At 61.3% G+C, this 11,720-nt stretch carries 10 protein-coding genes and 1 pseudogene; 3 read left to right on the top strand and 8 right to left on the bottom strand.

The features are described from left to right. Nucleotides 1–52 precede the first annotated feature (52 nt). The gene (locus tag AB5Y50_RS13795) at nucleotides 53–304 is read right to left on the bottom strand and encodes a DUF1289 domain-containing protein (RefSeq protein WP_039040754.1); all 252 of its coding nucleotides are present in this window, start codon (nucleotides 302–304) and stop codon (nucleotides 53–55) included. Between the two features lie 150 nt (nucleotides 305–454). Here AB5Y50_RS13795 and mltA point away from each other — a divergent pair, with 150 nt between their 5' ends. After that, on the top strand, nucleotides 455–1,606 hold the full coding sequence (mltA, locus tag AB5Y50_RS13790) for a murein transglycosylase A (RefSeq protein WP_113977999.1): 1,152 nt from the start codon (nucleotides 455–457) through the stop codon (nucleotides 1,604–1,606). A 133-nt stretch (nucleotides 1,607–1,739) separates the two neighbouring features. Here the strand turns inward: mltA and yfaE are convergent, their stop codons facing one another. From yfaE to ubiG, 5 genes are all read right to left on the bottom strand, one after another. Next, entirely contained in the window at nucleotides 1,740–2,039 is a 300-nt protein-coding gene (gene yfaE, locus AB5Y50_RS13785; RefSeq protein WP_272939652.1) for a class I ribonucleotide reductase maintenance protein YfaE, read from the bottom strand. 77 nt (nucleotides 2,040–2,116) lie between these two features. Next, entirely contained in the window at nucleotides 2,117–3,250 is a 1,134-nt protein-coding gene (gene nrdB, locus AB5Y50_RS13780; protein WP_010674816.1) for a class Ia ribonucleoside-diphosphate reductase subunit beta, read from the bottom strand. A 79-nt stretch (nucleotides 3,251–3,329) separates the two neighbouring features. Continuing rightward, entirely contained in the window at nucleotides 3,330–5,597 is a 2,268-nt protein-coding gene (gene nrdA, locus AB5Y50_RS13775) for a class 1a ribonucleoside-diphosphate reductase subunit alpha (protein ID WP_010674815.1), read from the bottom strand. Between the two features lie 588 nt (nucleotides 5,598–6,185). Then, nucleotides 6,186–6,872, bottom strand: coding sequence for an HAD family hydrolase (locus tag AB5Y50_RS13770; RefSeq protein WP_041211454.1), 687 nt, complete (start codon nucleotides 6,870–6,872; stop codon nucleotides 6,186–6,188). Next, complete coding sequence (gene ubiG, locus AB5Y50_RS13765; protein WP_041211453.1) at nucleotides 6,872–7,588, bottom strand: bifunctional 2-polyprenyl-6-hydroxyphenol methylase/3-demethylubiquinol 3-O-methyltransferase UbiG; 717 nt, start codon at nucleotides 7,586–7,588, stop codon at nucleotides 6,872–6,874. The genes AB5Y50_RS13770 and ubiG overlap by 1 nt, the downstream gene beginning before the upstream one ends. Nucleotides 7,589–7,787: 199 nt before the next feature. Here ubiG and gyrA point away from each other — a divergent pair, with 199 nt between their 5' ends. Both gyrA and AB5Y50_RS13755 read left to right on the top strand, forming a co-directional pair. After that, complete coding sequence (gene gyrA, locus AB5Y50_RS13760; RefSeq protein WP_041211452.1) at nucleotides 7,788–10,535, top strand: DNA topoisomerase (ATP-hydrolyzing) subunit A; 2,748 nt, start codon at nucleotides 7,788–7,790, stop codon at nucleotides 10,533–10,535. A gap of 304 nt (nucleotides 10,536–10,839) precedes the next feature. Then, nucleotides 10,840–11,013 carry a hypothetical protein gene (locus AB5Y50_RS13755; protein WP_164882853.1) on the top strand — a complete coding sequence of 58 codons (174 nt, stop codon included), beginning with the start codon at nucleotides 10,840–10,842 and terminating at the stop codon, nucleotides 11,011–11,013. A 6-nt stretch (nucleotides 11,014–11,019) separates the two neighbouring features. Here the strand turns inward: AB5Y50_RS13755 and AB5Y50_RS13750 are convergent. Together AB5Y50_RS13750 and AB5Y50_RS13745 are read right to left on the bottom strand one after the other, a co-directional pair. Then, a pseudogene (locus AB5Y50_RS13750) lies at nucleotides 11,020–11,520 on the bottom strand (radical SAM protein); the annotation flags it as partial. Nucleotides 11,521–11,578: 58 nt separating this feature from the next. Continuing rightward, on the bottom strand, nucleotides 11,579–11,720 hold a 142-nt coding region (locus AB5Y50_RS13745), incomplete at its 5' end, for a transposase (protein ID WP_319861765.1).

Below are 11,720 nucleotides of genomic sequence, written 5' to 3'. Positions count from 1 at the left end.
CAAGGCGGCCCTGGGGCCGCCTTTCTTGTTGAGGGGAGGGGCAAAGGGGGATTTAAAAATCCCAGCCCGGCGGGGGCGGCGGATCGGCCGCCTCTGCGGCCTGCGCCTTGCGGCGAGCGGCCTCGACCCTGGCCTTGCGGCTGCGGCACAGACGCATCACCTCCTGCTGCTGGGCAGGGGTCATGGCAAGCCAGTTGAAACGCTCCTCGCGGCTTCGCAGGCATCCCTTGCAATACCCCTTGTTGTTCAGTTCGCAGACCCCGACACAGGGGCTCTGGAGTGGGAAGATTTCGAGCTGTTCCATCCATGACCTCTCACACCTTGTCACCTTGTTATAACCCAGAAGATCACGGCAGGAGAAATCCGTCGTCAGGGGCGTGAAGGCGTTTGCTTTCCCCGGGCAATTTTGGCATCTTCCCCGCCGTGCAAGACACTCGGTGTTATATGAGGACATATGAATAGACATGCGTACTGGTTGGCCGCCGCCGTGGTGGGGCTGGCCGGTTGTGCGGGCAACCCTGAACCGGTCAAGGTGCCCCAGAAGAAGGCGGAATCCGGATGTTTTCTGAACTGCGAGATCCCTGTGAATCTGGGCAAGCAGTATCTGGATGGTGCCCTGCCGGGGGATCTGGTGCGGGTGGAGCGGGTCAACAGCCGCGCCCGCGCCGATTACAGCAAGTTCGGCCCCCAGAGCCGGCTGGTGCTGGAGCGCTCCGGCCGTATGGCGAGCCGCTATGGGGAGCTCTACCGTCAGCTCTCCCGCTGGGTCGCCAATGGGGGCAATCCCGCCCATATCACCCAGTACGGCATCAGCCTGGCGCAGCTTGGCGGTGCCGACCGCATGGGCAACGTGCTCTTCACCGGCTACTACTCGCCGGTGCTGGAGGTGCGCCATCGCCCGGACGCCCAGTACAAGTATCCCATCTATGCCATGCCCAACTGCGGCGGTCGCTGCCCGAGCCGGGCCGAGATCCACCGGGGGGCGCTGGCCAACCGGGGGCTGGAGCTGGGCTACAGCAAATCCCTCATCGACAACTTCCTGATGGACGTGCAGGGTTCCGGCTTTGTTCACTACGGCGATGACGACCGGTTGCAGTACCTCGGCTACAGCGGCAAGAACGGCCACGGCTATGTCAGCATTGGCCGGGTGCTCATCGACCGTGGCGAAGTGCCCAAGGAGCAGATGTCCATGAAGGCCATCAAGGAGTGGGCCAATCGTCAGCCGGAAGAGAGCGTGAAGGAGCTGGTGGAGCAGAACCCCTCCTATGTCTTCTTCGAGCGCCGTCCCACCAACGACGTGGTGGGGGCCGCCGGCATTCCGCTCTTGCCCATGGCGGCGGTGGCTGCCGACAAGACTCTGCTGCCCATGGGCACCCCTATCCTCGCGGAAGTACCGCTGCTGGACAAAGAGGGCAACTGGACCGGCAAGCACCAGCTGCGGCTGCTGATTGCGCTGGATGTGGGGGGCGCGGTGAAGAAGGGGCACCTCGATCTCTACCACGGTATGGGTGAGAAGGCCGGTGTCGCGGCCGGTCACTATAAGCACTTTGGCCGGGTCTGGAAGCTGGGTCTGCACCACGGGCCGACTGCCGCCCCCTGGTTGTAACGCCCCCGGGTTGTAATGTAAGAGGGGCCATGGCCCCTCATTTCCCTCAAGAGATGGGAGATTCCCATGAAAAAAGCCGCCGGAGCAATCCGGCGGCTTTTTGTTTGCGGGGCAGATCTGGCGATAAGGGCCGTCAGCCCTTTCGGATATCGAGCTTGATGGCGCCCACCGGCTGGCAGCAGCAGGGGAGGCACTCCCCCTGGGAGACAAAGGCGAGCGGGACGGCGGCGTAGTGCACCTTGCCCGCCAGCAGCGGGGTACGGCAGGCGCCGCAGTAGCCGCTGCGACACTGGAACTCGAGCCTGTGGCCGTGGCGCTCCAGGGTTTCCAGCACGCTCTCGCCGGGATGGGCGTGCAGCACCCCGTCCCGGGTATGGACCCGTGGCGTTGCGGCCTCGTGCTCGGCGTCTCTCAGCGACGGGGCGGGGGGCAGGGTGCCGATGGCCTCACTCACGGCAAGACCTCACCAAGAGACGGCATGAAGGTTGCCGTCTGCCCAGGCGCGCGCAATCACAGCTCGAAGTCACCGAGATCGTCGGCGTGCACTTCGCTGTCGATCTGACCCACCAGATAGGAGCTCACTTCCACTTCCTGAGGCGCTACCTGCACGTTGTCGGAGGAGAGCCAGGTGTTGATCCAGGGAATGGGGTTCTGCTTGGTGCCGGCAAAGGCCGGTTGCAAGCCCACCGCCGCCATGCGCAGGTTGGTGATGTATTCCACGTACTGGCAGAGGATGTCCTTGTTCAGGCCGATCATGGAGCCGTCCTGGAACAGGTACTCGGCCCACTCCTTCTCCTGCAGGGCCGCTTCCTTGAACAGCTCGAAGCAGGCCTGCTCGCACTCGACGGCGATCTCCGCCATGTCGGGATCGTCGTTGCCGCTGCGCATCAGGTTCAGCATGTGCTGGGTACCGGTCAGGTGCAGCGCTTCGTCACGGGCGATCATCTTGATGATCTTGGCGTTGCCCTCCATCAGCTCGCGCTCGGCGAAGGCGAAGGAGCAGGCGAAGCTCACGTAGAAGCGGATTGCTTCGAGGGCGTTGACGCTCATCAGGCACAGGTAGAGCTTCTTCTTGAGCTCCCGCAGGCTGATGGTGACTTCGCGATCCCCGATCCGGTGGGTTCCCTCACCGTGCAGGTGATAGACGGAGGTGGCCTCGATGAGATCGTCATAGAAGTGGCTGATTGAGCCGGCGCGCTTCAAGATCTGCTCGTTGGTCACGATGTCGTCGAACACCTGGCCCGGGTTGTTGACGATGTTGCGGATGATGTGGGTGTAGGAGCGAGAGTGGATGGTCTCGGAGAAGGCCCAGGTCTCGATCCAGGTCTCCAGCTCCGGAATGGAGACCAGGGGCAGCAGGGCCACGTTGGGGCTGCGGCCCTGAATGGAATCCAGCAGGGTCTGGTACTTCAGGTTGGAGATGAAGATGTGCTGCTCGTGGGGCGGCAGAGCCTGGAAGTCGATGCGGTCGTGGGAGACATCCACCTCTTCCGGGCGCCAGAAGAAGGAGAGCTGCTTCTCGATCAGCCGCTCGAAGATGTCGTGCTTTTGCTGATCATAACGGGCCACGTTGACCGACTGGCCGAAGAACATCGGCTCCTTGAGCTGATCGTTTTGGGTCTGGCAAAAAGTAGAGTAAGCCATGGTTCGAATGCCGTGAAATAGGGAAAACAGGAGGGCGGGAGCTTGATGCTCCCGCCCGGTTTATCAGTGCGTTTCGCGGTTAGATCTTGCAAGCCCCGCCAGCGCAGCCGTCATCTTGCAGATCGGTCTGGGTGTCGTCGGCACCATCACGGGTGTTGTGATAGTAGAGGGTCTTGAGACCGTATTTGTAGGCAGTCAGCAAGTCTTTGAGCAACTGCTTCATCGGCACCTTGTTGCCTTCGAAGCGGGCAGGGTCGTAGTTGGTGTTGGCGGAGATCGCCTGATCCACGAACTTCTGCATGATGCCGACCAGCTGCAGGTAACCGTCGACGCTCGGCTGTTTCCACAGCAGTTCGTACTGATCCTTCAGGCGGTGATACTCCGGCACCACCTGCTTGAGGATGCCATCCTTGGAGGCTTTCACCGACACCAGGCCGCGGGGCGGCTCGATGCCGTTGGTGGCGTTGGAGATCTGGCTGGAGGTCTCGCTCGGCATCAGGGCGGTCAGGGTGGAGTTGCGCAAACCCACGGTCTTGATCTCTTCGCGCAAGGTTTCCCAGTCCAGGTGCAGGGGTTCATTGCACAGAGTGTCCAGATCCTTTTTATAGGTATCGATAGGCAGGATACCCTGGGCATAGGTGGTCTCGTTGAAGGCCGGGCAGGGGCCGAACTCGCGGGCCAGTTGCACGGAGGCCTTCAGCAGGTAGTACTGGATCGCCTCGAAGGTGCGGTGGGTCAGGGCCAGACCGGAACCGTCGGAGTAGCGGGCACCGTTTTTCGCCAGGTAGTAGGCGTAGTTGATGACGCCGATACCCAAGGTGCGGCGGTTCATGCTGCCCTTCTTGGCTGCCTTGAGCGGGTAGTCCTGATAGTCGAGCAGGGCGTCCAGAGCGCGCACGGCCAGCTCGGCCATCTCTTCCAGATCTTCCAGCTTCTCGATGGCGCCCAGGTTGAAGGCGGAGAGAGTGCACAGGGCAATTTCGCCGTCCTCGTCATCCACGTTGTTGAGCGGCTTGGTGGGCAGCGCAATCTCGAGGCAGAGGTTGGACTGGCGTACCGGCGCCACGCTCGGATCGAACGGGCTGTGGGTGTTGCAGTGATCCACGTTCTGGATGTAGATGCGGCCGGTACCTGCGCGCTCCTGCATCATCAGGGAGAAGAGATCCACCGCCTTCAGGGTCTTCTTGCGAATGGCCGGATCCTGCTCGTACTTGACGTAGAGCGCTTCGAACTTGTCCTGGTCCGCGAAGAAGGCGTCATAGAGGCCGGGTGCATCGGACGGGGAGAACAGGGTGATGTCACCGCCCTTGATGAGGCGCTGGTACATCAGCTTGTTGATCTGCACGCCGTAGTCCATGTGACGGACCCGGTTCTCTTCCACGCCGCGGTTGTTCTTCAGTACCAGCAGGCTCTCCACCTCGGTGTGCCACAGCGGGTAGAAGAGGGTGGCCGCACCGCCGCGCACGCCGCCCTGGGAGCAGCACTTCACCGCAGTCTGGAAGTATTTGTAGAAGGGGATGCAGCCGGTGTGGAAGGCTTCGCCGCCACGGATGGGGCTGCCCAGACCACGGATGCGGCCAGCGTTGATGCCGATGCCGGCGCGCTGGGACACGTAGCGCACGATGGCGCTGGCGGTGGCATTGATGGAATCCAGGCTGTCGTCGCACTCGATCAGCACGCAGGAGCTGAACTGGCGAGTCGGGGTGCGCACGCCGCTCATGATCGGGGTCGGCAGGGAGATCTTGAAGGTCGAGACCGCATCATAGAAGCGCTTGATGTAGTCCAGACGAGTATCTTTCGGATACTTGGAGAAGAGGCAGGCCGCTACCAGGATGTAGAGGAACTGCGGGCTCTCGTAGATCTCGCCGGTGACGCGGTTCTGTACCAGGTACTTGCCTTCGAGCTGCTTGACCGCCGCGTAGGAGAAGTCCATGTCGCGCCAGTGATCGAGGTAGCCGTTCAGCTCCTCAAATTCCGCCTGGGTGTAGTCTTCCAGCAGGTGCTTGTCGTACTTGCCCATGTCCACCAGTCTGGCGACGTGCTGATACAGGTGGGGCGGCTCGAACTGGCCGTAGGCCTTCTTGCGCAGGTGGAAGATGGCCAGACGGGCAGCCATGTACTGGTAGTCCGGGCTTTGCTCGGAGATGAGGTCAGCAGCAGCCTTGATGATGGTCTCGTGGATGTCGGCGGTACGGATACCGTCATAGAACTGGATGTGGGACTTGAGCTCCACCTGGGAGACCGACACGTTGTCGAGCTTCTCGGCAGCCCAGTCGAGCACACGGTGAATTTTATCCAGATCGATGGGTTCTTTGTGTCCGTTACGCTTCGTCACAAACAAGTTCATTGGCTGATGACCCCTTTCATTGATACCTGCCGGTATCGGTTGATTCCCGAAAAGCCATCGCACAATGGCGCAACCCGGCTCCGTCTGTCGAGGGAAACTGGGCAGGGATTGTGCGATGAATCACAAGATGTAGTGTTATTTTTAATGCGAACTACAAGATAGTGAGGTCGATGCGGTAATGCAATCTGTGGATAACGCATTAGCTGTGGATAAATTGTGGGTGTCGGGACGGGAGTTAGTGGACGCTCACAGCGAACGGGTTTTCATCCGTCCGATCCGTCAAATGCAAGTCCGGAGATCGAAGATGGAAAATTAAAATAACTTTTTTTGCTTGCGAAAGCAGGGTGTTTTTACTAGCAAATCCGGCCTGCTCATCCCTTGTGCAGTCAGGGTCAAAAGGTGTCCTGTTACGCCGTTCGGGGGGTTGCCAAGCCCGTAAAAAGAGGGATCGTCCGGGATCCCTCTGGTGCGCTGCTGGGGGAGCTGCGCGCCGGGGCAGATGCCCACATGGCCATCGGGACAACATCAAAGTTGCCCCGCAGATCCACCTCTATCCGGATGCCTTGTCGGTCATGGGCAATGAACGTGTCAGCTCAGTTCGTAACGCAGCCAGTGGTGCAGGGCCTGCACGGTATCAAAGTGAAGATCGGCGCCCCAGAGGGCCGGATCCTCGTCATCATTGAGATAACCCCAGCCAGCCACTGCGGTACGCATGCCGGCATTGCGGCCGGCCTCGATGTCGCGCACGTGATCCCCCACATAGAGACACTGGCTCGCCGCGATGCCGAGGCGCTCGCAGGCAAAGAACATGGGGGCTGGGTCGGGCTTGCGCACCGGCAGGGTGTCGGCGCTCACCGTCACGCCGCAACTGGCGAGTTCAGGCAGGGCTGCCAGGAGCGGTTCGGTGAGAAAGCCCGGCTTGTTGGTGACAATGCCCCAGGGCAGCTTTTTCTCGTCGAGCCACTCGATGAGATCCACCATGCCTTCATAGGGGCGGGTGCCGACGCAGAGGTTGGCGGCGTAGTAGTCGAGCAGGGCGGTGCGAAGGCGGGTGGCCCCCAGCTCCTCCAGCAGCTCGTCCCCAAGACCTGCCCTGAGCAGCCCGAGGGCCCCGTGGGAGGTGGTCTGACGGATGATGTCCTCAGAGAGCGGGGCAAAGCCTTCGCTTATCAGCACGTGATTGACGGCGGCGCCAAGGTCTGGGGCGGTGTCGAGCAGGGTGCCGTCCAGATCAAACAGCACGCAGCCAAGGGGCATCGGGTGAGGTGTGCTCATCAGCCTTGCTCCGGGCGCTCGAACGCCACCATGTAGTTGACGTCGACATTCTTGCCGAGCTTGAAGCTGTTGGAGAGCGGGGCGTAGTGAACGCCGCTCATGTCCCGCACCAGGAGGCCCGCCGCTTCCCCCATGCGACAGAGTTCGGCGGGGGTGATGAACTTCTTGTGATCGTGAGTGCCCTTGGGGACCATCTTCATCAGGTACTCGGCCCCGAGGATCATCATCAGATAGGCTTTGGGGTTGCGGTTGATGGTGGAGACGAACACCTTTCCCCCCGGCCGTACCAGGGTGGCGATGGCGCGCAGCACCGAGGCCGGGTCCGGCACGTGCTCCAGCATCTCCATGCAGGTAACCACGTCATACTGGCCAGGCGCTTCATCGGCGTGGGCTTCGGCGGTGATCTGGCGGTACTCGAGCTCCACACCTTGTTCCAGCGCGTGGAGGCGGGCGACGCCGAGGGGTTCCTTGCCCATGTCGATGCCGGTGACCCGGGCCCCCCGGCGGGCCATGCTCTCGGAGAGGATGCCGCCACCGCAGCCGATGTCGAGCACGCGCTTGCCAAACAGGCCGCCGCTCTTGTCGGTGATCCAGTCAAGGCGCACCGGGTTGATTTGATGCAGCGGCTTGAATTCGCCCTCCATGTCCCACCAGCGGGAGGCGATGGCTTCAAATTTGGCGATTTCTGTCAGATCGACATTGGCATCACTATTCATGTTTTGATGATCCTGTGGCAAGGCGCGCAGCGGGCTGGGCGCGCGCAATCTATTGTCCTGGCGCGCATTATAACGGACCGACCTCGTCGCACCAGCCCGATGTGCTCATCGGATTTGTGGCTTAATGTATTTGGCTCAGTGTGTTACCATGTCGCGCTGTTTAAGCCAAAGAACAACTAATTAGGGATTAAGGCTTTCTATGAGCGATCTGGCCAGAGAGATCACGCCGGTCAACATCGAAGAAGAGCTCAAGAGTTCCTATCTGGATTACGCCATGAGCGTGATCGTAGGACGAGCTCTGCCGGATGTGCGTGATGGCTTGAAACCGGTTCACCGCCGCGTTCTGTATGCAATGAACGAGCTGGGGAACGACTGGAACAAGCCCTATAAAAAATCGGCCCGTGTGGTCGGTGACGTAATCGGTAAATATCACCCGCATGGCGACATCGCCGTGTATGACACCATCGTCCGGATGGCGCAGGATTTCTCCATGCGCTACATGCTGGTCGACGGTCAGGGCAACTTCGGTTCGGTGGACGGCGACAACGCCGCGGCCATGCGTTACACCGAAGTGCGGATGGCGCGCATCTCCCACGAGCTGCTGGCCGATCTGGACAAAGAGACCGTGGACTGGGTGCCGAACTACGACGGTACCGAGATGATCCCGGCTGTCATGCCCACCAAGGTCCCCACCTTGCTGGTCAACGGCTCCTCCGGTATCGCGGTGGGCATGGCGACCAACATCCCGCCTCACAACCTCACCGAGATTGTCAACGGTTGCCTGGCGCTGATCGAAAACGGCGACCTCACCATTGACGAGCTGATGACCCATGTCACCGGCCCGGATTTCCCCACCGGCGGCATCATCAACGGCCGTTCCGGCATCGTGCAGGCGTACCGTACCGGTCGCGGCTCCGTCTATGTGCGGGCCAAGGCTGAAGTGGAGGTGGACGAGAAGACCAGTCGCGAGACCATCATCGTCCACGAGATCCCCTATCAGGTGAACAAGGCTCGCCTGATCGAAAAGATCGCCGAGCTGGTCAAAGAGAAGAAAATCGAGGGCATCAGCGCCCTGCGCGATGAGTCCGACAAGGACGGCATGCGCATCGTCATCGAGATCAAGCGCGGCGAGTCCGGCGAGATTGTGCTGAACAATCTCTACAAGCACACCCAGATGCAGACCACGTTCGGCATCAACATGGTGGCGCTGGACAACAACCAGCCCAAGGTGATGAACCTCAAAGAGATCCTGGATGCCTTCCTGCTGCACCGCCGTGAAGTGGTGACTCGCCGGACCGTGTTCGAGCTGCGCAAGGCGCGGGATCGGGCGCACATCCTGGAAGGGTTGGCGGTGGCATTGGCCAACATCGACCCCATCATCGAGCTCATTCGCCACAGTGCGACCCCGGCGGATGCGAAAGCCGCCCTGGTAGCCAAGGGCTGGGAGCTCGGCAACGTGGCCGCCATGCTGGAAAAAGCGGGCGACGACGCGGCTCGCCCCGAGTGGCTGGAGCCCGAGTTCGGCATCCGTGAAGGGCAGTACTTCCTGACAGAGATCCAGGCCCAGGCCATCCTTGACCTGCGTCTGCACAAGCTGACCGGCCTCGAGCACGAGAAGATCCTGGAAGAGTACCAATCTCTGCTGGATCTCATCGCCGAGCTGCTGCACATCCTGGCAAGCCCGGAACGCCTGATGGAAGTGATCCGTGACGAGCTGCTGGCCGTGCGCGAGCAGTACGGCGACGAGCGTCGCACCGAGATCAGCATGTCCAGTGCCGAGATCAACATCGAAGATCTGATCACCCCGGAAGACGTGGTCGTTACCTTGTCTCACCAGGGCTATGTGAAGTATCAGCCGCTCTCCGACTACGAGGCCCAGCGCCGCGGTGGTCGTGGAAAGTCGGCCACCCGGATCAAGGAAGAGGACTTTGTGGAGCGTCTGCTGGTGGCCAACACCCACGACACCATTCTGTGCTTCTCCACCCGTGGCAAGGTCTACTGGCTCAAGGTGTATCAGCTACCGGAAGCGTCCCGTGGCGCCCGCGGTCGTCCGATCATCAACCTGCTGCCGCTGGATGAGGGTGAGCGCATCACCGCCATCCTGCCGGTGAAAGAATATGACGCCGACAAGTATGTCTTCTTCGCCACCGCCAACGGCACCGTGAAGAAGACCAGCCTGTCTGACTTCAGCCGTCCGCTCTCCTCCGGTATCCGTGCCATCAACCTCAAAGAGGGTGATGAGCTGATCGGGGTGGACATCACCGATGGCAGCAACGAGATCATGCTCTTCTCCGATGCGGGCAAGGTGGTTCGCTTTGCGGAAGGCAGTGGTCGTGCCGATGCCGATGCCACTGACGAAGTCGACACCGACGACGACGCCGGCAACGACGATGACGGCAGCGACAACGGCGAAGGCACCGAAAGCAAAGGCACCTTCAAGGGCGTACGTCCCATGGGTCGTACCGCTGCCGGTGTGCGCGGCATCAAGCTGGGCGCCGGTGACAAGGTGGTCTCCCTCATCGTGCCCCGTGGTGATGGTGCCATCCTCACCGCCACCGAGAACGGTTACGGCAAGCGTACCGCGCTGGACGAGTACCCGACCAAGAGCCGTGGTACCCAGGGCGTCATCTCCATCAAGGTGGATGAGCGCAACGGCAAGGTGATCGATGCGATCCAGGTCGAAGATACCGACCAGATCATGCTGATCACCAACGGCGGTACCCTGGTTCGTACCCGGGTGTCCGAGGTGAGCGTCATCGGCCGCAACACCGGCGGTGTGCGTCTGATCCGTACCGGTGAAGACGAGACCGTAGTCGGCCTGCAGCGCGTTGCCGAGAGCGACGAAGAGGAAACCGAGGCCCTGGCTGTTGAAGGGGAGGTGTCTGAAGGCACCGACACCGCAGCGGACGCTGGCGCCGTCGATACCGGGGAGGCGGGCGACGAGTAATCGTCCCCCTTTGTCCGGTGCAAAAGAGCGACCTTGATGGTCGCTCTTTTTTTGTCCGCCTCACCGCAGGCTCTCCCCGTCCTTGTGCTTGCCCAGCAGCTCTCTTCTCTGCTGCCCGGCTCCGTCTGCCGTGCATGCAGCCCTGCCTGCCACGGCGTCATCTTCCTGATATGCAGGGTTGGTCCCATCGCATCAACACGATTCCTTCACTCGACTGTCATGGCCCTGTCATGACGGCCAGCCATGCTGCCTGCGTTGAATGAGGCCACCACAGAGGCAGGCATCGCTTGCCAGGAGCACTGTTATGACGAGCTGGGTAATGTGGGAGATCTGGTGGAGCCGGATGTGGGGAGGGCAGGAGAAGGTGCGCCTTAGGGTGGATGAGGAGGAGGTGGCGCACGAGCCATCACGCCTGCCTGCGGAGCTGATTGCACAGCGCCACCCAGCGGGGAGCTGCCCGCCGAGACCACGGGGCTGACGGTGCTTAGAACAGACGCAACTGCTCGCCCGGGCGGATGAAGGCGGCTGTATTGAGTGCTATATGGCGCTTGCCCAGTTGCAGCCGCCTGCTGATCAGGCGAAAGCGCTGGGCGAGCAGGTCGGCAAACAGTCCTTCACCTCGCATGCGGCTGCCAAAGGTGGCGCTGTTGAGTGAGCCACCCCGGCTTGCCCGCAGCTGGTTGAGGATCGCCTCTTTCTGGCCGGGATAATGCGTATCGAGCCAGTCGCAAAAGAGGGTGCTGAGCTCGTGGGGCAATCGCAGCAAGATGTAATCCGCACCGCCCGCCCCGGCGTCGACGGCGGCCTTGATGATCTGTTCCAGTTCAGGCTCGTTGAGCCTGGGGATCATGGGGGCGGCGAGCACGCCGACCGGCACACCGGCCTTGGCCAGTCGTTCGATCACCTTGATCCGCCCAACCCCCGTGCTGGCCCTGGGCTCCAGCTGTCGCCTCAGCGTCTCATTGAGGGTGGTGACCGACACCATCTTAAATGCGAAAGGGGACTCCCTCCGACGTAGGTGGGAGGGGAATTTCGCCGGGGCGTCAGCCCCGCTGGTTTTGAATGTATTGCTTGATCACCTCCAACGGTGCTCCGCCGCAAGAGCCCGCAAAGTAAGAGCGTGACCAGAGTACGGGTTTGCTGTAAGCACCTCTCAAGTCCAGAAATTCATTACGCAGTCGCCTT

Origin of the sequence: Aeromonas sp. s6 (assembly GCF_040907815.1) — a bacterium.
GTDB classification, from domain to species: Bacteria; Pseudomonadota; Gammaproteobacteria; order Enterobacterales; family Aeromonadaceae; genus Aeromonas; species Aeromonas caviae.
Note: the sequence above shows the minus strand (reverse complement) of the source record. Positions and strands in the feature narration are given on the sequence as shown.